We start from the raw sequence: 22,914 nt of genomic DNA, 5'->3' as shown, positions 1-22,914 counted from the left end.
CTATGAGAAAAGTGATTCATGCCATATCGTTCTACACTTTTAGTATACTAACATTCCCTTTCAAGTTTATGCCCTTGCGCTGGCTTTATGGGATATCGGATATCATGTACCTTATCATTTATAAAATCATAGGGTATAGGGTTGATGTTGTGAAAAAAAACCTTAAAAATTCTTTCCCTCAAAAAACAGAAAGTGAGTTGCTGGATATTGAAAGGAAGTTTTACCGCCACTTCTGCGATTTGTTTGTGGAGCAGTTTTACATTCTGCATGCCAATGCTAAAAAAGCACAGAAATTATGTAGATTTAAGAATTTGGACTTACTCAATTCGTATTTTGATAGTGGTAAATCAATAGTAGTTGCTGGTGGTCATTACGGTAATTGGGAACTTTATGGAATGTTTGGGATGTACTTAAAACATGAAACCTTAGGTGTTTACAAACCATTGGCAAATAAATACTTTGAACGATTTATCAACGCTTCGCGTGAGCGATTTGGTGCAGTTGCAATACCCATGAAGGATACCCCGCGCATTGCATTAAGCTATGCCAATGAGGGTAAACGTTTTTTTATAGGTCTTATAGCCGATCAAACCCCAGCTAAGGGCGAAATAAGGTACTGGACAACCTTTTTAAACCAGGATACACCTGTTTTCCTGGGTACTGAGAAGATTGCCAAAAAGCTCAACCAGCCGGTTTTCTTCTGCAACATGCGGAAGCTTAAAAGGGGGTTCTACGAGGTTGAACTTGAACTCTTAACTGATAAACCCGCTGAAACCAAGCCCTACGAAATAACCGAAATGCATGTAAGAGCATTAGAACGATTGATTAACGAGGCTCCTGAGTACTGGCTTTGGTCGCACCGACGCTGGAAACACTCCCGTAATTTAACCCAAACTCCCAATGAGTAGTAGTAAAGTTGCGGTGGTTATCCTGAACTGGAATGGGGAGCATTTCCTGAAAAAGTTCCTTCCTACGCTTATTGAGAACTCTCCAAAGTCCGAGGTTGAAATAGTGGTTGCCGACAATGGTTCAACCGATGGCTCGCTTTTGGTACTTAATGATTACCCAACGGTTCGGACAATTCTACTCGATAAAAACTACGGTTACACGGGTGGATACAACCGTGCCCTTAGCCAGGTAGAGGCTCAGTACTACGTGCTCCTGAACTCCGATATCGAAGTACCCGGTGGATGGTTGGAGCCCATGGTTACATTTATGGATAAAAACCCCCAGGTGGCCGCGTGCGCTCCTAAGCTAATTGATTTTAACCGCAAGGAATACTTTGAGTACGCTGGGGCAGCAGGAGGTTTTATCGATCTGTTTGGTTATCCATTCTGCCGGGGACGTATCCTTTCCGAGATTGAGGCCGACAATGGCCAGTACGATGATCCCATGCCAATATTCTGGGCAAGCGGAGCTTGCATGATGGTACGCTCATCATGTTTCTGGGAGGTTGGAGGTTTCGATGACGATTTTTTTGCCCACATGGAGGAAATTGATTTGTGCTGGCGATTGCAGAATAGGGGCTACTTAATTAACTCCATTCCCAGCTCGGTGGTTTACCATGTTGGAGGGGGAACACTGCCTAACAATAACCCCTTCAAGCTTTTCCTGAACTACAGGAATAACCTTTCCATGTTGCATAAAAACCTTTCACTTAGGGCGCTCGTTGTGGTTATCCCTGTAAGAATGGTGCTTGATATTCTTTCGGCATTTGTTTACCTTGTTAATGGTCGCCTTTCGTTTACTGAAGCTGTGTTTAAGGCTCACAAACAGTATTTAACCAATATCTCTACTTTAAATAAGAAACGGAAACTCCTTAAACCTTTCAATCAGGCTACCCGCTACAGGGGATTAATTCTAGTTGATTTTTTCATACTCCGTCGTCGTAAATTTTATAGCTTGCCAATTTCTGGTAACAATTATTAACTATTGAAAAACCCACATTTCAAACGATTGTTCCAATCGCTTTGTCGTTTATCACATGTAAAAAACGAACATTTAGTTAGATATTGTCGTTAATAGGTATATATTTGCATCTTGGATATCGATGCATTGCCTTTAGAGTTTCACGTAACACACATTTATGGTTTCATTTAAGAAGTTAACAATCAGGGATATACTGTTCCGTTCGCGAATGGCATATTCCAACAGGCCATCATTAGCATTTGTTGGTCAGGAGCCTGTAACCTATGCCGATATGGCAGTAATTGTCCGAAATGTTTCGGGCATGCTTAACACCCTTGGTATAGGCAAAGGCGATAAGGTGGCACTAATTGGTGAGAATAGCCCCAACTGGGGAATGGCCTACCTTGCCATTACATCAATGGGTGCTGTAGTGGTGCCAATTCTTCCTGACTTTTCGGGGCACGAGATGGAAAGTATTATTAACCATAGCGAAGCTAAGGTTGTTTTTGTCTCAGCCAAGCTATATGGACAACTCGATAGAAAGAACATTCCGGGTGTAATTGCATACATACTAATCAATAACCTGCAGCCCTTTGACGAGAGCGTTACCACGCCTACGGCAGGTATGCCTTACGAAACGCCAAAGGCTATTGTGAATGTTGATTACTGCGATTGCGAACTACCTCGCCCCGATGAGGATGACCTGGCAGCAATTATTTACACCTCGGGTACTACTGGTCGCCCCAAGGGTGTAATGCTCACCCACAAAAACCTGGTGTCAAACGTACTATCAACACTGATGATACAGGAGGTAAACGAAAACGACAGGTTGTTATCCATCCTTCCGCTTTCGCATACCTATGAGTGCACCATAGGCTTCTTAATACCTATGGCAACAGGGGCATCGGTTTACTATCTGGATAAGCCGCCTACACCAGCCGTACTTATTCCCGCCATGCAGGCTGTTAAGCCTACCATGTTGCTTTCAGTACCCTTAGTAATTGAAAAGATTTACAAGAATAAGATCAAGCCTGAACTTACTTCAAGTCCTCTCAAGCGAAAACTTTACAACTTTACCCCTACCCGCAAGCTGCTTCACCGGATTGCAGCAAAAAAACTCCATAAAACATTTGGTGGGGAGCTTCACTTTTTTGGCATTGGTGGTGCAAAGCTGTCGTTTGAGGCTGAACGCTTTCTGAACGAGGGTCGTTTCCCGTATTCCATTGGTTACGGTATGACCGAAACATCGCCACTTTTAACGGGAAGTTCACCAAAGCTGGTTAGGTTCCGTACAGCAGGTTTTTCCATTCCCGGACAGGAACTGAAGTTGCTAAACCCTAACCCACATACAGGGGAAGGCGAGATAATCGTAAGGGGTGCCAATGTAATGGTTGGCTACTACAAGGATCCTGAACTTACCCAAACCATGTTTATTGATGGTTGGCTCCGTACCGGCGACCTAGGGTATATTGACAGCGATGGATACGTTGAAATTCGTGGACGATCAAAGAATATGATCCTTACCGCTTCCGGCGAAAATATTTATCCCGAAGAGATTGAAGACGTAATCAACAAGCATGAGTTTGTTCTTGAATCGCTGGTTTACGAGCTTCGCGGAAAACTTGTGGCTCGTGTACACCTGAACAAGGAAGCTCTTGAGAAATATTACGAGAATCTTAAACATTCTGCCAAGGATTGGCAACACAATGCTGAGGATCATACCCGAAAGGTGTTAGACGATATAATGACCTACGTAAATGCTAAGGTTTCAAAGTTTTCCCGTTTGAATCATATTGTTGAGCAACAGGAACCCTTTGTAAAGACCCCTACACAAAAAATTAAACGATTCCTTTACAAGGAGTAGAATTCACTCATAAAGTAAAATTTAAAGGCTGCCATTGGCAGCCTTTGATTTTCAAAATGGGTTAATGTGCGTCACCTAAGCTTACTAGTGTTTAGGCAATAAGGCTAAACCTGAATGGTTAAAAACAGATTTTGGCCGTTCCCTTAGGTTGTAATCCGAGGCCATGGATTCCGCATAGGCACCACAGGAATGGATAACAAGCAAATCGCCACGTTCTGTGTCGGGTAGGTTTACCTGCTCGCCAAAACAATCGGTTGTTTCGCAAATTGGTCCAACCACATCGTAGGTGCCAATAGTAGGGTATTCAATTTTACTTATGTTCTCAATACGGTGTATGGCGCCATAGAGTGCCGGACGGATTAGGGCATTCATGCCAGCATCTACAATGGCAAAGTTTCGCGATTTAGTAGTTTTGGTATACAGCACACGGGTGTATAGCTGGCCACATTGGCCCACCAGTGAGCGGCCAAGCTCAAAATGAATGGTTTGCTCCTTTCCGGGGTTGAGCCACCGGTTGATGGTTTTGAAATACCCTGCAAAGTCGGCTATCCTATTAATCGTGGGATTGATATAGTCAATTCCTAAACCTCCACCCAGGTTTAGGTAAGGGAGTGCTTTGCTTTGTAACCTTTCCTGAATACGGTTAACCTCAAGGGCTAGGTTCTTAAACACTTCCATGTTCATTATCTGTGAACCAATATGAAAGTGTAGTCCAACCAGGTTGATATTCTTATACTGATTTGCAGAGTTTAATATCAAACTTGCCTCTTCCACACTCATTCCAAACTTATTCTCTTTTAGTCCGGTGGTAATTGACTTGTGGGTGTTGGCGTCCACATTAGGGTTGATGCGAAGCGCTATACTGGCAGTTTTGTTCAACTTTTGTGCAATCTGTTCAATTACCTGAAACTCCTGAACCGACTCGCAATGGATGCATTGAATATTCTGCTCAATGGCATACTCAATTTCCCAATCGGTTTTACCAACTCCGGCAAACACAATGCCTCGGGGCTTAAATCCGTTTTTCAAAGCAACTTTAATCTCGTTTCCGCTAACACAATCGGCACCAAAACCCGCACCCGAAATGATCTTCAAAAGGGCAGGGTTGGCATTAGCTTTAAGTGCGTAATGAATAGTGTACCCATACCTTGCTGCTTGCGCAGCTGCTGCGTTCAGTGTTTCGTTCAGTAGCGGTAAATCGTACTGGTAGAATGGAGTTTGCATGGCTAAAAGGTGTTTGCTTCAATGTTCTGGTGGGTTGAATCACTTACGCTCACAGCCGGGAAAAGCTGCTGTAGCAATCTTAAGGCCTGAACCTTATAGTGCGAATCAATCAGAAACGAGATATTGTTTACGCTCCCTCCGTAGGAGATCATCCGAATTGGTATCTCGCGCAGGCAATCGAAAACCATGGCTGCATAGCCCTTATGTGATGCTGGGAAGTCGCCAACTACGCAAACAATGGTTTGGTTCCGTTCCACTTCCACCTGCGCAAATTGGCTTAAAGCATTCACAATCTTTTCAAGGTTAATAGCACTATCAATGGTAAGCGATATGGATACCTCCGATGTAGTAATCATATCCACAGGAGTTTTGTATGTGTCAAAAACCTCAAAAACCCTGTGCAGGAAGCCGTAGGCTAAAAGCATCCGCGACGACTTGATGTTTATTGCTGTAATACCATCCTTTGCTGCCACTGCCTTTATCCCTTTCCGGTTCTTTATGGATGATATTACCGTTCCTTCGTCTGTAGGGTTCAAAGTGTTCTTCAACACAACAGGGATATTCTTTACCTTGCAGGGTTGAATGGTTTGGGGGTGAAGTATTTTTGCGCCAAAGTAGGCAAGTTCGGCAGCCTCGTCGTACGATAGCTGTCGCAATGGGAAAGTATTTGTAACAAAGCGTGGGTCGTTGTTGTGAACCCCATCTATATCGGTCCAAATTTGCACCTCGTTTGCGTTAAGCACATTTCCAACAATGGCAGCGGTAAAATCGCTTCCGCCTCGGCCCAAGTTATCAACCAATCCATTTGCATTGCGGCAAATAAAACCCTCGGTTACATAAATTTTTGCAAAAGGGTTATTTTGCATGAGGCGTTTTAGGTTCTGTTCAATGTAAAAGAAATCGGGCTCGCTATCCTTGTCAATCCTCATGTATTCCAGTGCAGGAATGTACGCGGCTCTTTTTCCTTGCTCTGTTAGTAGCATGTGGAATAGCCCTACCGATAGTTGCTCTCCTAGGGCAACTATATTCCGCGAATCGGTCTGGTTGAAGCCTTCAATCAATCTCGATAGAATTCGCAGAAACAGGTTGCTAATAAATTCTTCACCCCTTTTTCGGTACATTTTTGAATCAAATAGTCCGTCGGCGGTTTTTATGTGCTTGTCCTCAAGTTCTTTAGTTTTTTCAATTGCCTCGAGCATCTTACCCGACTGTGCCAGCTCTGTGATTTCCACTAAGCTGTTTGTAACTCCTGCCATGGCCGATAAAACCACTACAATGGGTTCTTCGCCATTAAGCAGCTCGCTTACCTTTCTGAGCCTATCGGCATTACCAACCGATGTTCCGCCAAATTTTAAAACTTTCATTTTCTTTTTTTTGATTTTTTAGGGGTTTAACATAAAAAAAGGCCTGCAGGATTCTGCAGGCCTAACACTCAATATCATTGTAATACTTTTATGCTGATTTTATCAATGTGTCAACGGCCTGCTTGTGGGTCTGTTTTTTCATGGTAATAACCATCTGTTTCATGCAAATGGTTTGCATGAAAAACTGTTTATTACTCATGGTATAGCAAGCCGAAAATTCCATTTTTGTGCTATTTCACTTTTGCAAAAATACTTTTTTTCTAATATCAAACCAGCTTTTAGGAAAAAATGTTTTTATTTTTTATGAAGCACTTTTGTGGGTACGACTGATAAATGTTACTTTTGTTGGCTAAAATTGATTAACAATAAGTTGACTAAATCTTTTCTTTATGAAAATTTCGCATAGCTGGCTTACGCAATACCTGAATGTGAGTAAAACACCTGATGAGATTTCAAAGATACTAACATCAATTGGATTAGAGGTTGAAAGCCTTGAGGCAAAGGAAACCGTTAAGGGTGGCCTTGTCGGGGTTGTGGTGGGCGAGGTTTTAACATGCGAAAAGCATCCCGATGCCGATAAGCTGAGCTTGACCACGGTAAACGTTGGTGCTGACCAACCCTTAAGCATTGTATGCGGTGCACCCAATGTGGCCAAAGGCCAAAAGGTACTGGTTGCAACCGTTGGAGCCAAGCTGTATTTCAACGATCAGGAAATAGTAATTAAAAAGGCAAAACTTCGCGGTCAGCTCTCCGAGGGTATGATATGTGCCGAGGATGAGTTGGGTTTAGGCGATAGCCACGATGGTATAATGGTTTTACCTGCCGATGCTCCTGTGGGCATGCCTGCTGCTGATTACCTGAGGATTGAGAAAGATTACCAGTACGAGATAGGCTTAACCCCTAACCGAATTGATGCTGCCTCGCATTACGGTGTGGCTAGGGATTTGGCTGCCTACCTAACCTACCATGAGAGCCCGGTTAAGGCCAATCTTCCTGATGTTTCCAATTTTAAAGTAGATAACAATACATTGCCCATACCAGTTGAGGTTTTGAACACTGAGGCATGCCCGCGTTACTGCGGTATCACCATTAGCGGGGTAAAGGTTGCCCCATCGCCTGAGTGGTTGCAGAAACGATTACGCTCAATTGGGCTCAATCCCATTAATAATGTGGTTGATGTTACCAATTTCGTTCTGCATGAGGTTGGTCAACCACTCCATGCTTTTGACGCCGATGCCATTAAGGGCAACAAGGTGATTGTTAGAACCATGCCTGAGGGTACCCCTTTTGTTACCCTCGACGGAGTGGAACGCAAGCTATCAGCCGATGATTTGATGATTTGCAACGAGAGTGAACCCATGTGTATTGCCGGTGTTTTTGGTGGGTTGCACTCGGGAGTAACAGAAAAGACTACAAAAGTATTCCTTGAAAGCGCTTGCTTTAACCCAGTTTACGTCCGTAAAACCGGCCGTAGGCACGATTTGCATACCGATGCCTCGTTCAGGTTTGAACGCGGTACTGACCCCAATATTACAGTATGGGCACTAAAGCGTGCAGCGCTTTTGATTAAAGAGGTTGCTGGCGGTACTATATCGTCAGAGATTGTGGATGTAAATAGCAGTCCGGTTAACCACTTCGAGGTGGATTTCAACATCCACAGGGCATGGAGTTTAATTGGAAAGCAAATTCCTGAGGTTGATATCGAAAAAATTCTTGAGGGACTTGAAATTAGGGTGCTTAAGAAAAATGGACAGCAGTGGCTTTTGGGAGTTCCTACATACAGGGTAGATGTTCGTCGTGAAGCCGATGTGGTTGAGGATATTCTCAGGATTTACGGCTATAATAACGTTGAAATAGGCGCTAAGGTTAATGGAACATTAAGTTACACCAAAAAGCCCGATAGCCTTCAGATGCAGAACATTGTATCGGACTACCTTTCGTCAAATGGTTTTGCTGAAATTATGTGCAACTCATTGACAAAGGGCGGTTACTATGAAGGGCTGGCTACCTTCCCCGAGGTAAACTCAGTTAAGATTCTTAACCCCCTAAGCAACGAGCTGAATGTTTTACGCCAAACACTCCTATTTGGAGGGCTCGAGAGCATTCAGCGAAACATTAATTTCCGTAACCTAAACCTTAAGCTCTACGAGTTTGGGAACTGCTATGTATTCAAGCCCGAAGTAAAATCGGAGAAACCGCTTGATAAATACTCGGAGCATTTTAGCATTGGCATTTGGTTAACTGGCGAAAATATAAAGGAGCACTGGATGACCAAGCCCGAAAGGCAGAATTTTTATCACCTGAAGGGTTATGTTCATTCCATTCTGTCGCGCTTTGGTTTTAGTATTGATAGAATTGAAGCATCTGAGGCTCCTGGTGATATTTACGCTTATGGGTTAACCTACAAGGCACAGGGTAAGCATCTAGTTACTTATGGAATGGTAAGCCCAGAAATACTCAGGCAATTCGATATAAAGACCGATGTTTTCTTTGCCGAGATAATGTGGCTGCCTTTAATGGACATGATTGCAGAAAGTAAAATTCAGTACCAGGAATTACCCAAGTTCCCTGAGGTTCGTCGCGATTTAGCTTTGCTTATCGATTCATCGGTTAAGTATGAGCAAATCCGAAAGCTAGCCTTTGAAACCGAGCGCAAGCTCCTAAAAAGCGTAAACCTTTTCGATGTTTATCAAGGGAAGAATATACCAGAGGGGAAGAAGTCGTATGCAATCAGTTATATCCTTCAGGACGAAAGCAAAACCCTTACCGACGAGCAAATAGATAGGACAATGAAGCGCCTAATAGATGTTTACGTTAGGGAACTGGGTGCGCAAATCCGTTAAAAGTAAGCTATGGCCAAAATTGAATTGGTGTTAGGTGATATAACCCAAATGGATGTTGATGCCATTGTGAATGCAGCAAACGAGTCGTTGTTGGGTGGAGGTGGTGTAGATGGGGCTATACATCGCGCTGCCGGCCCGCAACTGCTCGAGGAGTGTAGAACCATAGGGGGGTGCCCAACGGGTGAAGCGCGAATCACCAAAGGATATAACCTAAAAGCACGGTATGTAATCCATACCGTTGGGCCAATTTGGAGGGGTGGCCAGCACAACGAAACGTTACTACTCCGGCATGCTTACGTTAACAGCCTAAAATTAGCGCAAAAGCATGGGTTAAAAAGCATTGCTTTCCCTAATATTAGTACCGGGGTTTACCATTTCCCTAAGCAATCGGCTGCACAAATTGCCATAAGGGCAGTTATGGAATTCACTGCCAAAAACCATTTGCCCGAGCGGATTGTATTTGTTTGTTTTGATCAGGAGAACTTTTCTATTTACAGTGAACTTCTAGGTAAGTAAGTTTATAGGTTTATATCGTATTTTTCCAGCCTTCGGTCTAGTGCCTGACGGGTAATATTAAGCAACTGTGCTGCCTCTGTTTTCTTGTAACCCGTACGCTCAAGGGCTTTCATTATCACTATCTTTTCAATTAGATCGAGATCAAAGATATCCTCTCCAATTATTCCTGTTGTGCTAACTGAATCGGTTGGAGCTATTAGGCCGCTAAAGTTTTTCATGGTTAATCTGCCGCCCTCGGAGAGAATTATAGCACGTTCAACCATATTACGCATCTCCCTGATGTTGCCCGGAAAGTTGTAACCCATCATGGCCTTAACTATGGTTGGGTCAACCTGGGTTATCTTTTTGCCCATTCGGGTTGAAATGTGTTTAACGTAGTAATCGAAAAGGATTGGTATGTCTTCCTTTCGCTCGCGGAGCGGAGGTATGTGTATTTGGAACGAGTTCAAGCGGTAGTAAAGATCGCTGCGGAACTTACCTTCCTCTATAAGTTTATTAATGTCCTGGTTGGTGGCTGCAATAATTCGCACATCAACGGGGATATCCACACTTGAGCCAATTCTACGAATTTTCCGGTCTTCCAGAACGCGGAGTAGCTTACTCTGCATGGCAGGTTGCATTTCAACCACCTCGTCGAGGAAGAGCGTACCGCCATTTGCCACCTCAAACCAGCCAGCTTTATCCTCGTTGGCTCCGGTAAAAGCCCCTTTTTTGTGACCAAAAAATTCGCTCTCGAACAGGGTGTCGGGAATGGCTGAGCAGTTAACAGCGTAGAAGTACGATTTTTTACGTGAGCTAAGGTAGTGAATACCTCGGGCAACAAGTTCCTTTCCGGTTCCGCTCTCGCCGGTTATAAGTACCGAGGTGTTGTCGGTTTTAGCCACCTTGCCCATGAGGTCAACTACCTGTCTAATCCCAAAGGAGTTACCAATGATCTCGGTACCAATGCTTTCAATCAAATCCTTTGATACCAAAGAGTATGTTTGGTTAATCTCCTTTAGCTGCTCGTGTAGGGCGATGTAGCGCTTGGTGCGTTGAATGGCAGCTCGCATGTCGAGCAAGCGGAAGGGCTTGGGGAAGAACTCAATAGCGCCTAAGCGCATGGCGTTAATAACTGCATCCATGTCGCCGTGCCCTGTGATCATGATAACCTCAATGTCGGGGTATTCCTCCTTTACCTTCGTGAGCACCTGTAGACCATCCATCTCGGGGAGGCGGAGGTCAAGGATAAGTATATCTATTTGGTTCTCGCTGAGGATGCTGAATGCTTCCGAGGGTCGCTCTGCTGTAAGAACGGAAAAGCCTTCCCCATCCAGAAACTCTTTTATCTCTTTACGAAAAACCTTTTCGTCGTCGAGAACCAAAATGCTTATCTCTTTCATCATTCTATAATGATTTGTGGTTTATTACTCTCTAGGAATTGATATTTCAAAAAGGGTGTATTCATTAGGTTCGCTTTCAACGCGTATATCGCCTAAAAGGTCTTTGATAAACCCATACGATATGGATAACCCTAAACCAGTCCCTTTGTCCTCGCTTTTGGTGGTGAAAAATGGGTCGAAAATTTTCTCTACAATTTTTTGGGGAATGCCCGTTCCGTTGTCCCAAACTGTTAGGTATAGGTTTTGCTCATCTTTACGTGTGCCAATTTTAATCTTTTTTCGATAGGTCTTATCCTCGCTTTTCTTTTCTTTTTCATCAACTGCATACTTAGCATTGGAAAGGAGGTTAAGCAAAACCTGCTCTAGTTTATACTTGTCAGCCGTAATTGGTGGAATGTTTTCATCCAGTGATGTTTCAATGGTAACCCCATGGTTTTCAAATTGAGCCGATACCATAAAGAGGGCGCTTTTTACCACATCGTTTAGGTTAATCGTTGAAAAAGAAACAGGCTTTTGGGTGCGGGAAAAATAGCGGATGTGGTCAATTATCTTTTTAATACGCTCAACATTCTCAAACAGCGAGTTTAGCTTCTCCTTTAGGTACTCCTCGCTACAGTTTTTGTCCTGAATACGCATAAGGATGTTGTCCAGCCCCATCGATATGCCGCCCAGTGGCTGATTGATTTCATGGGCAATACCGGCTGCAAGGGTGCCAAGCGACTCAAGTTTCGACTTTTGCGAGAGCAATTGCTGTTGTTTTTCCTGTTTCTTAATCTCCTCAATCATTCGCCGTTCAAGCTCTCGGTTTATCTCTGTGATACGCTGTTCCGTTTCCTTTTGCTTGGCAATCTCTTTCTGTTTATTTCGGAATAGCACAACCAGTAGCGAGAGTATTATTGCCACAACCACCAGCATCGATATCAGGAAGCGCATTTGGTACCTTGACTTCGCTATCTGTAACTTTTGAATTTCGGAGTTTTGCTTGAGGATTTCGTTCTCCTTTTCCTTTTGCGATATTTCGTAAAGTATTTGGAGTTTCGCCAGTCGTTGTCCTGTTTCTTCGTACTGCAATGAATCGCGCAGGTCAACCCACATCTTGTGGTAATCAAGGGCATCCTTGTAACGCCCCTGAGCCTCATTGATTACTGAAAGGTATCGGTAAACATCGGCTTTTGATGAGGTAAGGTTGTTTTTCTGTGCTATGTTAAGTGCTTGGTTTAGGAAGCGCGATGATGTGGGGTAATCGCCAAGCTGAAAGTGGCAACGCGATATGCTTACCAAAGCAGCTATTAAGGTTGGTATGTCGTTGTATTTTGAGGAAATGCTTTGGCACTGTGTGTAGTAGTTTATGGCCTGGTTATAGTTCCCTTTTTCATAGTAGTAGTCGCCCAGTCCCTGTAAACTTTGGATGATTCCAACGGTATCGGAAGCATTCAGGCTAATGGTGTACGATAGGTTAAAGTACTGATAGGCACTATCGTACTTTTGGGTAAGCATAAAAACCACACCAATTTCATTGAGCGATTTACTGTATGAAATTGAATCGGATTGTTTTATTGCAGCCTCACTAACCTTTTTAAAGTAATCGAGACTAGTTCCTAAATCGCCTGAGTTTTTGCTGGCTTGGCCAAGTAGGGTGTAGGCATCAATCAGGGCTTTGTTTTTATTGTAAACGGTGGTAGTTTGATTGTTTAGCAGGGTAAGGGCTTCAATCCCATATTGCTTTGCCTGCTTAAAGTTCTTTTGGCTTAAATGGAGGTTGCCGAGCTTAAGTATCAGCTCAAGGTAAACATTTTTGTTCTGAATATTTTTAAGTGTTTTTATGCCCGCTTCGAGCTGTTGTATTGCCAGGTCGAGATTTTGGCTTGCTTCGTAAACCCTAGCTATTCCCAAAAGTGACTTTGCTGCAAACTCGGGTTTATTGATTGATGAGTAAAGGTTGGCAGCCCGGTTAAAGTAACGGAGCGAGGTTTCATACTCGCCAAGTTTATAGTTTGCTTCGGCAAGTAGCTCTAAGGCCATCGATTCCGTAAAGGAATCACCTTCCTTTTTAGCCGTTACAAGGGCTTGCAATCCAATATCAAGGCAGCGATCAGGGTTGGTTTTAAGCAGGGATTTACCCTGAACCACAAGGTCAGCGGCTTTTGAACTTCCCTTTACAGCTATCTCTTGAGGCAAAGTATCGGCTTGGCTTAGGCCAATTTGCGCTAAACCGGCAAGGCTTAATGTAAGCCATACTATTCTTAGTAGGTGTTTCATCTAACTTTGCTGATGCTAATATAGCTATATTCCAAAAATTGCCTACTTTTATAGCCTTGAATAATTTATGCTAGTATGTTTTTTAAAATAAAGAATTACCTGTCGCTGGTAAAGTTCAGCCATACAATTTTTGCAATGCCTTTTGCGCTTATCGGATATTTTTTGGCTTACTATAGGCTACCGCTAAACCCTGACTGGTGGCTTTTTTTAAAGGTGATACTCTGCATGGTTTTTGCCCGAAATGCAGCTATGAGTTTCAACCGTTTAGTTGATAGGCATTTTGATAAGTTAAATCCACGTACAAGCGGGCGGGAAATTCCCAGGGGTATCATTGCTCCCAGGTCTGTTATGCTTTTCTGCATTGTCAATTCCATCCTTTTCGTTTTAACTACATACTTCATTAACCCATTGGTGTTTTACCTGTCGCCTGTAGCGTTGGGTGTTATCCTTTTTTATAGTTATACCAAGCGGTTTACCATGTTCAGCCACCTTGTTCTGGGAATAGGCCTATCGCTTGCGCCTATTGGAGCATACCTTTCGGTTACTGGTAGTTTTGCTCTTATTCCTATTCTATACTCGGTTGTTGTTCTTTTCTGGGTGGCAGGCTTCGATATCATTTATGCTCTTCAGGATGAGGAGTTTGACCGTAATTCCAAGTTGCACTCAATTCCTGCTGCAGTTGGTGCTCGCGGGGCTTTGGCCATTGCTTTGGTGTTGCATTTTATGAGTGCATTAATAGTTATAGCCATTGGGATACTGGCAGGCTTTAACATTTACTACTGGATTGGAGCATCCCTTTTTATAGTTTTAATGATTTATCAGCATTACCTTGTCCGTCCAACCGATATTTCTAAGGTGAACATGGCCTTTGCCACTACCAATGGAATGGCAAGCCTTCTGTTCGCATTGTTTAATATAATTTCGATATTAACCTACTAAGAGATATGAACAAATATATTGTATTCCTTGGTCTTCTATTACTAATATTTGGCTGTTCCGGTAACCAAAATAGTGCCCAAAAAGTGGAGTTGGTTGATGGCCAGCCTGTTATTGATGTAACGGTCGATTCGTTACTTTTAAACGCTAAGAATTACGAGAGCAGGGTAGTTCGTGTTAGCGGTATTGTTGAGCATGTGTGTGTTCATACCGGCTTGCGGATTACGCTTCAGGGAAAATCGCCGGAAATGAAGCTGAGTGTAAAAACATCGGATGCCAGTCGGCCTTTTGATATGTCAATGAAAGGCGCAAAGGCCACGGTCACTGGTGTTTTCAAGAGGGTAGGGGGAGCAAACGAGGTCTGCGATGTGGAATCGGCTCACCATCCAGGTGAAATTTACTTTTTGGAGTGTAACAGCATTAATGTTAAGTGATTATGACTCTTTCAAAGTTCTTGCGGGTAATTCACAGGGATTTCAGCTATTTTTTTGCCGGAATGGTTTTGCTATACTCTGTAACAGGAATACTCTTAAACCATGGGCATCAGCTTAACCCTTACTACTACATCGATGTTAAAACAGTAAAGGTTGATATCCCTAGGGATTCGTCAAAGGTTAACGATCAGTTTCTTTTAGGTGTCTTCAGCCCATTTGGCGAAAGCGAGATTAGGTCGCACTACTACCCCGACTCATCAACCCTGAAAGTTTTTTTCAAGAACGGAACAGCCACGGTAAACCTGAATGAGCAAACCGCGCTAATCGAAAATAGTATTCGGCGACCAATCCTATACCAGCTCAACATGATGCATCGTAACCGACCCAAGGCATGGTGGACATGGTTTAGCGATATATTTGCCGTTGGGCTAATTGTTATTACGTTAACCGGGCTTTTCCTGGTAAAGGGGAAAAATGGAATTACCCGGCGAGGTGCAGTACTGGTTGCCGCAGGTCTTATTTTGCCCATACTGGCCATGATCATTTTCTTTTGATTTCAGCAAATCCAATACTTTTATAAAGGGGGAATTTTCCCCCTTTTTTATTCTGAAATCAATGTCGTTTTGTTAACAAAAATAACATGCCCGTCATCCTGGCGGCCTGTCCCGCCCTAGCGGGGAGCGAAGGATCTCTAATCGACCCCATGAGACGTTTCGCTCGTGCTCAACATGACAATAGCTTCACGAACAGCGATTCACGAACAACGAACACCGCTTCCAGCCCCGTAGGGGCGTAATTTCTGTAACCCCACCTGTTAGTGCGCGTCTCCAGACGTTTGCATTATCCGCCCTGAAAGGGCAAATCACATTAGCCCTGGGTTTTAACCCAGGGTATTGAGGTGTTTAAATTATTTTGCGATGCATGCAATACATATTCCTAAGAGCGAAACTGAAGCGTTGCATCGCAACAGAAAAGCATGGTAAAGAGCGGTTTACATGTTCTTTCTTGTCTTGATACAAGAAAGAACCAAAGAAAATCAAGGCTGAAAAGCCCGACCCGATGGGTGCCCCGCGGGTGGAACTGCCACGCGATACTATTCGCCACGCCTACGGCGTGGCTCATGTGGTATCGCTTACTAGGCCCACCGCCACGTTCCACCCCCGACCCATTGCAGGGTCAGGCTTTTATGCCACTGCCTATGTCACTCGGTGTTGTTTGAGGAATTGCATTAAAGAAGAGTTGAGGATACTAAGAGATGCTTCGACTAGCTCAGCATGACAATAGTTTCACGAACAACTAGCAACGCTTCCAGCCCCGTAGGGGCGTAATATTTGTAACACCATGATTATTTTTAAATGTATAGCGATGCACGCAATGCATTTTCCAAAGAGCAAAGGTGAAGCTTTGCATCGCAACAGAAAAGCATGGCAAAGAGCGATTTACTAAAATACACAAGGATTAAAGGTAAAGCGATGCCTCGGCTAGCCCAGCATGACAAGGGAGCAGAAAGGAAGATAGGGTTTTTGTCATCCCAAGCAAAGTCGATGGATCTCATCAAATGAGTGAAGAGAAAAGAGCAATGAGATGCTTCGGCGAAGTCTATCGCTATAAATCGGGACTCAGCACGACAGCGTGATGTTTCGCTTGCGCGCAACATGACAAATAACTTTAACTAAATAACATTTATTCTGAAATCGTTTCCGATTTGTAATTTTTTTATTTTTGCATGATTCGAAAATCTACAATGGTGATATTTAAGGAAAACATATACCTTAAATTTGCTGCTAAGTACGTGTTTCTGAACATAAAGAACCGCGATCGGTTCTGATTTTTTCCACCCAGCCATACCGGCATTTACATTTTTCACCTTTGGTGAAATCACCTGCTTTTATAAATCGATATCAGTTTAACAATTTAAAATAATTATTAGTATGGAACTACCATTTGCCGAATCGTACAAGATTAAAATGGTTGAACCCATTCGACGTAGTACCCGTCAGGAGCGGGAACAATGGATAAAAGAGGCAAAGTACAACCTTTTCAATTTGCCCAGCAATCAGGTTTACATCGATTTGTTGACCGATTCAGGAACTGGGGCTATGAGCGACCGCCAGTGGAGCGCCATAATGCTTGGCGATGAGAGCTATGCTGGGGCCTCCTCATACTTCAACCTGAAGAACGCCATCAGGAACATCCTTGGTTTTGACTACATAATGCCAACTCACCAGGGACGTGCTGCCGAGAATGTTCTTTTCTCGGTACTAGTGAAAGAGGGCGATTACATCCCTGGCAACTCGCACTTCGATACCACCAAGGGGCATATTGAGTTCCGCCGTGCCCACGCTGTGGATTGCACCATCGACGAGGCTGCCGATACTGAACTCATTCATCCCTTCAAGGGCAATGTCGATCCCCAAAAGCTCGATAATTTTCTTAAGGAGCATTCCCAAAGGGTTCCATTTGTTATAGTAACCATTACCAACAATACCGCTGGCGGACAGCCCGTATCAATGAAAAACCTTCGTGAGGTTAGGGAGATATGTAACCGTTACGGCAAGCTTTTAGTTTTTGACTCCGCTCGTTTTGCCGAGAATGCATACTTTATCAAAACCCGCGAGGAAGGCTACGCCCACAAATCCATCAAGGAGATTGTAAGGGAAATGTTCTCCTACGCCGACGCCATGACCATGAGCAGTAAAAAGGATGCCATTGTCAATATTGGTGGTTTCATTGCCATGCGCGATCAGGAGCTTTGGCGCCAGTGTTCAAAGTTTAACATTATGTTTGAGGGTTATGTTACCTACGGGGGAATGTCGGGTCGCGATATGAATGCTCTGGCTGTTGGACTTGACGAGGGAACCGAGTTCGATTACCTGGAAACCCGAATCAAGCAGGTTGAGTACCTTGGTAACCGCCTCGATGAGTTTGGCATTCCTTACCAAAAACCTGCCGGTGGCCATGCCATCTTTGTTGATGCCAACAAGGTATTACCCAATATCCCGCGCGAACAGTTCAGGGCGCAAACACTTGCCATAGAACTTTACCTTGAGGCAGGTGTGCGTGGTGTTGAGATTGGCACCCTACTTGCCGACCGTGACCCCGAAACCCGTGAGAATCGCTATCCTAAGCTTGAACTCCTACGGCTTGCCATTCCACGCCGTACCTATACCAACAACCATATGGATGTGGTGGCCGTTGCTCTTAAAAACGTTTACGATAGGCGAAACCAAATAACCAAAGGACTTGAAATTGTTTGGGAAGCTCCTATAATGAGGCACTTTACCGTGGAACTTAAACCAGCCAAGTAATACCTTTATTCAAAAATGCAAGAGCTGGACAAACAAGTCCAGCTCTTTTGCCATTTCATCAATGTTTTTATCATTAACCATGATTTTAGAATTGCAAATCATTGTTAAAAACAATTCCAATTGCACCAAACACCAAACGCTAAACACCAAACACTAAACACTACCTTTGTAGTTCTCATTTTTTTTAGCCTAATTTGCATTGCATTTCATTAATCCATGAAAGACTTTACCACAGGTAATGAGGCCAAGCACATTTTTCGATTTGCACTGCCAATGCTAATTGGCAATGTATTTCAGCAACTATACAACGTTGTAGATAGTATCATTGTGGGACGCTACCTTGGCGATAAGGCATTGGCTGCAGTTGGGGCTTCGTTCCCAATTATTTTCATGGTTATTGCGCTTATTATTGGTATTGGCATTGGCTCATCGGTTGTAATTTCGCAGTATTTTGGGGCTAAGGATTTTGATAAGGTTAAACGGGCAGCCGATACTACCTATATTTTCCTTTTTTTTGCAGGTATTATTATTACCATTGTAGGTTTGCTCAGTGGTGAGTATATCTTTAGGTTAATGCGCTTACCCGAGGAGATTTTGCCAATGGCAAAAACCTACCTCGATATCTACATGTACGGGTTGGTATTAATGTTTGGGTTTAACTCAGTATCGAGCATACTACGAGGCGTTGGCGATTCCAAAACACCACTTTACTTCCTTATTGTTTCAACATTTCTAAATATTTTTCTCGATATCCTTTTTGTTCTTGGGTTTAAGTGGGGTATTGCTGGTGCTGCATGGGCTACTGTAATTGCACAAGCCTTTTCATTCGTTATCGCAGTAATATACCTGGAAAGGCTAAGGCACATGCTTCGCATTACCTTTAAGCGTTTGGTTTTCGACTGGGAAATCTTCTGGCAAAGTGTTCGAATAGGCTTACCCACCGGCATTCAACAAACCCTTGTTGCATTGGGAGGTATGGCATTAATGGGCATAGTAAATACATTTGGGACTGAGGTTATTGCCGGTTTCTCAGCAGCCAGCCGAATCGACTCGCTGGCGGTAATCCCTATAATGAATTTTTCAGCATCGCTTTCGGGTTTTGTGGGGCAGAACATTGGTGCTGGTAAAGTTGATAGGGTAAAGCGTGGCCTATGGGCTACCATCAAAATGTCAGTGCTATTCAGCGTAATTATCACTGCAATCATACTTATTTGGGGCGATAAGATGATGGTAGTATTCACAACAAACCCAAGGGTTGTTGATATTGGTTATCACTACCTTATGGTGGTAAGCTTTTTTTATGTGGCATTTGCTGTGATGTTCTGCATAAATGGATTGCTACGCGGGGCTGGGGCAGCGGTTGTGCCCATGTATATAACACTACTATCGCTTTGGATTGTCCGCATACCTCTGGCATATCTGCTAAGCAAAACTTTTGGGATGAACGAGGCTGGGGTTTGGTGGTCAATTCCAATTGGCTGGTTATTGGGTGCAGTAGCGTCAGCTATTTATTACTGGTATGGAAGCTGGAAAAATAAATCGGTTGTTAAGCCCGTAACCACTGAAGATGATGGGGTGGCTACCGATTTGGTGTAGCAGATTTCACTGTTGGTGATAACACAAAAAGTATTACCTTTGCAAACTGATAAATAAAAACTACTGATTATGGCAAGCAAGAGAGATCTTAAAAAGGATATCGATTACCTGGTTGGTGAGGTTATTAGCGATTGCTACACCTACATGCTAATAAATGGCAAAAAGAAACGCGATGATGCAATTGCTATCATCGAGTCGATTCTTGAAAAACGCAACGATCTTATTCATCGTATTAAACATCCCGCCAAAAAGGATGATAGCAAAGCCGTTAAAGCGCATTACCGTGAAATTCAGAAAGATGCCCTAAAGGCTATTGATGAAAGTTTTAGCAAGCTTAGCGAGCTTACAAAGTAGTATTCCCAAACACCGCATATTTCCCGGCCCTTTGCCGGGATTTTTTGTTTTATGCTTTCACAGCACAGTGGCATAAAAGAATTCTTAATTTTGCAGTTCAACCATTTAATTACTTAAGCCATGATTCAGGAGTTCAGGCAATACTTTTCCGATATTACCCTAAAAGGTAACATATACCTAATGCTTTTTCGGCGATTTGCTCTTTTAATGCTGATATTCACCCTTTGCCGGGTACTTTTTTACCTGTTCAATATCGATTTTTTTGCCAGCGTTACTGCTGCAGGCCTTTTGCGAATGCTAGCCGGTGGGCTTTGGTTCGATACCAGCGCTCTTATTTACACAAACATTTTATACATCGTTTTATTCCTTTTGCCATTCACTTTTAGGTATAATGAATGGTACCAAAGGGTACTTAAATATCTGTTTGTGGTTACAAACAGTGTGGCTATTGGCGCAAATTGTGCCGACTTTATCTACTTTCGTTTTACCATGCGTCGGACTACCGCTACGGTTTTCGATGAGTTTAAGCACGAAACCAATTTTGGTTCCCTTATTCCAAAGTTTATTGCCGATTACTGGTATGTTTTCCTGATATGGATTGCCCTTACTGCTTTACTGGTATTACTGTATGGTAGGGTTCGTCCTATCAATAAGGGAAAAGGTTTCAGGTTTCATTTGGTTTATGGCTTAAATGGCCTTGTGCTTTTACTGGTTTTTGCTACACTCATGGTTGGTGGTATGCGTGGTGGGTTTCGCCATAGTACTCGTCCAATTACCCTTAGTAATGCTGGCCAGTATATTAATGAGCCTCTTGAGGCCGCCATTGTCCTGAATACTCCCTTTGCCATTTATCGTACCCTAGGGAAAAAGTCGCTTGTTAAGGTTGATTACTATAAAAACCCCAAGGAACTCGATGAGGTTTACTCACCCTTACACAAACCGCAGGTAACCGATTCGCTGAAGCGGATGAACGTTGTCATTTTTATACTTGAGAGTTTTGGTAGGGAATACATTGGGGCTTACAATAAACACTTAAAGGAAAAGGATGGCTACACCGGATTTACTCCTTTCCTCGATTCGCTCATTGGGCACTCGTTATGGTTTACGCACTCTTATGGCAATGGCCGAAAATCGATTGATGGGATGCCCTCGGTTTTGGCCAGTATTCCTATGTTTGTTGAACCCTACTTTTTAACCAGCTACTCTACCAACAAAATCAATAGCATTGCATCGGCCTTAAGGGCCGAGGGTTACCATACAGCTTTCTTTCACGGTGCACCCAATGGCTCAATGGGTTTTCAGGCATTTGCCAATGTTGCTGGATTTGAGGAATACTACGGAATGAGTGAGTATCCTGACCCCTCGCACTTCGATGGCATGTGGGGGGTATGGGATGAGGAGTTTTTCCAGTTCTTTGCGCAAACCCTTAATAAGTTTCCACAGCCTTTCTGCGCAGCATTATTCTCGGTTTCGTCGCATCATCCCTTTAAGGTGCCTGAGCGTTACGATGGTGTGTTCCCCAAGGGAACTCTGCCCATTCACCAGTGCATAGCCTACACCGATTACTCGCTCAAACGTTTCTTTGAAACCGTTTCACGCATGGATTGGTACCCCAATACGCTTTTTGTCATAACAGCCGACCACCCTAACCAAACCCAGTTCCCGGAATATCAAACAAGCGTAGGAGCATTTGCTGTTCCCCTTATATTCTACAGACCCGATAATAGTCTTGCTGGTCAAAAGGATGAGTTTGCCCAGCAAATCGATATCATGCCGTCAGTTCTTGGATATTTACACTATAGCAAGCCCTTTATAGCCTTTGGACGTGATGTTTTCGATTCCACTTCCAGGCCATTCGTGGTTAACTATATAAACAACTGTTACCAGTATTACTCCGATGATTACGTGCTGATTTTTGACGGAAAAAAAACTTTAGGCCTGTATAACATCAAGGATGATACTATGCTTACAAACAATCTACAGGGTCAACTTCCTGATAGGGTGAACGAAATGGAAAGTAAGCTTAAAGCCATAGTTCAGCAGTACAACTCAAGGATGATTGATGATAATCTGGTGGTAGAGTAGGTGTTAGTTGTAAACCCTAACGTAATCGCCACTTTTTAAAACCTGGTATCTTTTTAATGGGTACCCTTCCTTAGGATAACCATAGTTTACAAGGTAGTAAATGGTTCCGCAGTGCGGACAGGTTGCGGTACCTGACGCGTTTGAATCGGGATTCACCGATGCATTGGTATCGATATGTTTTGGGCAAGTTGCATCAAAAGCTAAAATTTCGTTCTCGCTAAGCCTGAAAACAATTACGCCGTTGTTCCTGTAACCGTATCCATCTATTTTAACAGCACCCATAACAATGTTCAGGTTTTGATACTGTGGCTCTTTAAGGTTGAACTCAATGTTTACAGGAACATCAGGAATAATATCATCAATATTGTCGTCGCAGGCAGTATTAGCAAAAACCAAAATTGAAAAAAGCAAAATATGGATTATCTTTGTTTGCATTGGTAAATTAAATTTGTATCTTGGACAAAGGTATAAAAAAGATACTTTTTGCGCTTATTGCACTTTTTGTTCTGGTTGGTTGTGGTAAGCAGTTAGCACCCTCGCCTGTTCCTGCCACCCCTGGTAGGAGTAAGTGGCAGGTTAAACGGGAGGAATACCGACGCGCATGGGTTGCATATTGGCACGATAGGAAAACCGAAAAGTTAACTCGCGGGGCTAAGGCAAAATCGGTTAAAAGGGATAGGGAGGCTGAAAAGGCGGAGAAAAAGTTGGCGGAGAGGCACCTCAAAAAACAACCACCTGAGGTGCAGGAAAGGATGAAGGCTTCGTTGAAAGAGGCTGAGAAAAACAGACCCAAGCGGACTTTAAGGCAGAGGTTAGGCTTTTGGAAGTATAAATAGTAAAA

The 22,914-nt window shown here is 43.3% G+C and carries 19 protein-coding genes; 14 read left to right on the top strand and 5 right to left on the bottom strand.

Going from position 1 to position 22,914, the window contains the following annotated elements; translation table 11 throughout:
- Nucleotides 1-2 precede the first annotated feature (2 nt).
- From WHS63_RS06630 to WHS63_RS06620, 3 genes are all read left to right on the top strand, one after another.
- A complete protein-coding gene (locus WHS63_RS06630) occupies nt 3-908 on the top strand; it encodes a lysophospholipid acyltransferase family protein (protein ID WP_445204429.1) in 906 nt (301 codons plus the stop codon).
- Nucleotides 901-1,929, top strand: coding sequence for a glycosyltransferase family 2 protein (locus WHS63_RS06625; RefSeq protein WP_445204428.1), 1,029 nt, complete (start codon nt 901-903; stop codon nt 1,927-1,929). Before WHS63_RS06630 ends, WHS63_RS06625 begins: the two co-directional genes overlap by 8 nt.
- Before the next feature lie 157 nt (nt 1,930-2,086).
- On the top strand, nt 2,087-3,772 hold the full coding sequence (locus WHS63_RS06620; RefSeq protein ID WP_445204427.1) for an AMP-binding protein: 1,686 nt from the start codon (nt 2,087-2,089) through the stop codon (nt 3,770-3,772).
- An 84-nt stretch (nt 3,773-3,856) separates the two neighbouring features.
- Here the strand turns inward: WHS63_RS06620 and lysA are convergent, their stop codons facing one another.
- Entirely contained in the window at nt 3,857-4,996 is a 1,140-nt protein-coding gene (lysA, locus tag WHS63_RS06615; protein ID WP_445204426.1) for a diaminopimelate decarboxylase, read from the bottom strand.
- Nucleotides 4,997-4,998: 2 nt separating this feature from the next.
- Nucleotides 4,999-6,360, bottom strand: coding sequence for an aspartate kinase (locus WHS63_RS06610; RefSeq protein ID WP_445204425.1), 1,362 nt, complete (start codon nt 6,358-6,360; stop codon nt 4,999-5,001).
- Between the two features lie 389 nt (nt 6,361-6,749).
- On the opposite strand from WHS63_RS06610, the gene pheT reads away from it, so the two are divergent.
- Together pheT and WHS63_RS06600 are read left to right on the top strand one after the other, a co-directional pair.
- Entirely contained in the window at nt 6,750-9,203 is a 2,454-nt protein-coding gene (gene pheT / locus WHS63_RS06605; protein WP_445204424.1) for a phenylalanine--tRNA ligase subunit beta, read from the top strand.
- A 9-nt stretch (nt 9,204-9,212) separates the two neighbouring features.
- Nucleotides 9,213-9,719: an O-acetyl-ADP-ribose deacetylase gene (locus WHS63_RS06600; RefSeq protein ID WP_445204423.1), complete on the top strand. Its 507-nt coding sequence runs from the start codon at nt 9,213-9,215 to the stop codon at nt 9,717-9,719.
- A 2-nt stretch (nt 9,720-9,721) separates the two neighbouring features.
- Here the strand turns inward: WHS63_RS06600 and WHS63_RS06595 are convergent, their stop codons facing one another.
- Together WHS63_RS06595 and WHS63_RS06590 are read right to left on the bottom strand one after the other, a co-directional pair.
- Nucleotides 9,722-11,104, bottom strand: coding sequence for a sigma-54-dependent transcriptional regulator (locus WHS63_RS06595; RefSeq protein ID WP_445204422.1), 1,383 nt, complete (start codon nt 11,102-11,104; stop codon nt 9,722-9,724).
- A gap of 21 nt (nt 11,105-11,125) precedes the next feature.
- The gene (locus tag WHS63_RS06590; protein ID WP_445204421.1) at nt 11,126-13,360 is read right to left on the bottom strand and encodes a tetratricopeptide repeat-containing sensor histidine kinase; all 2,235 of its coding nucleotides are present in this window, start codon (nt 13,358-13,360) and stop codon (nt 11,126-11,128) included.
- A 75-nt stretch (nt 13,361-13,435) separates the two neighbouring features.
- Between WHS63_RS06590 and WHS63_RS06585 the strand changes: the two genes are divergently transcribed.
- The 8 genes from WHS63_RS06585 (at nt 13,436) to WHS63_RS06550 (ending at nt 22,073) form a co-directional block, all read left to right on the top strand.
- Nucleotides 13,436-14,299, top strand: coding sequence for a UbiA-like polyprenyltransferase (locus WHS63_RS06585; RefSeq protein WP_445204420.1), 864 nt, complete (start codon nt 13,436-13,438; stop codon nt 14,297-14,299).
- Between the two features lie 5 nt (nt 14,300-14,304).
- Complete coding sequence (locus WHS63_RS06580; RefSeq protein WP_445204419.1) at nt 14,305-14,730, top strand: hypothetical protein; 426 nt, start codon at nt 14,305-14,307, stop codon at nt 14,728-14,730.
- A 2-nt stretch (nt 14,731-14,732) separates the two neighbouring features.
- On the top strand, nt 14,733-15,284 hold the full coding sequence (locus WHS63_RS06575) for a PepSY-associated TM helix domain-containing protein (RefSeq protein WP_445204418.1): 552 nt from the start codon (nt 14,733-14,735) through the stop codon (nt 15,282-15,284).
- Nucleotides 15,285-15,789: 505 nt separating this feature from the next.
- Nucleotides 15,790-16,008 (top strand): hypothetical protein, encoded by a 219-nt coding sequence (locus WHS63_RS06570; protein WP_445204417.1) that lies wholly within the window; start codon nt 15,790-15,792, stop codon nt 16,006-16,008.
- 653 nt (nt 16,009-16,661) lie between these two features.
- Complete coding sequence (locus WHS63_RS06565) at nt 16,662-18,038, top strand: tryptophanase (protein WP_445204416.1); 1,377 nt, start codon at nt 16,662-16,664, stop codon at nt 18,036-18,038.
- Nucleotides 18,039-18,254: 216 nt separating this feature from the next.
- On the top strand, nt 18,255-19,634 hold the full coding sequence (locus WHS63_RS06560; RefSeq protein WP_445204415.1) for an MATE family efflux transporter: 1,380 nt from the start codon (nt 18,255-18,257) through the stop codon (nt 19,632-19,634).
- A gap of 69 nt (nt 19,635-19,703) precedes the next feature.
- Nucleotides 19,704-19,988, top strand: coding sequence for a hypothetical protein (locus WHS63_RS06555; RefSeq protein ID WP_445204414.1), 285 nt, complete (start codon nt 19,704-19,706; stop codon nt 19,986-19,988).
- A 120-nt stretch (nt 19,989-20,108) separates the two neighbouring features.
- Entirely contained in the window at nt 20,109-22,073 is a 1,965-nt protein-coding gene (locus tag WHS63_RS06550) for an LTA synthase family protein (protein ID WP_445204413.1), read from the top strand.
- Between the two features lie 3 nt (nt 22,074-22,076).
- Here the strand turns inward: WHS63_RS06550 and WHS63_RS06545 are convergent, their stop codons facing one another.
- On the bottom strand, nt 22,077-22,508 hold the full coding sequence (locus tag WHS63_RS06545; protein ID WP_445204412.1) for a hypothetical protein: 432 nt from the start codon (nt 22,506-22,508) through the stop codon (nt 22,077-22,079).
- Between the two features lie 20 nt (nt 22,509-22,528).
- Here WHS63_RS06545 and WHS63_RS06540 point away from each other — a divergent pair, with 20 nt between their 5' ends.
- Complete coding sequence (locus tag WHS63_RS06540; protein WP_445204411.1) at nt 22,529-22,909, top strand: hypothetical protein; 381 nt, start codon at nt 22,529-22,531, stop codon at nt 22,907-22,909.
- Nucleotides 22,910-22,914 lie beyond the last annotated feature (5 nt).

This window comes from Tenuifilum sp. (assembly GCF_037481895.1).
Lineage (GTDB): Bacteria > Bacteroidota > Bacteroidia > Bacteroidales > Tenuifilaceae > Tenuifilum > Tenuifilum osseticum.
Note: the sequence above shows the minus strand (reverse complement) of the source record. Positions and strands in the feature narration are given on the sequence as shown.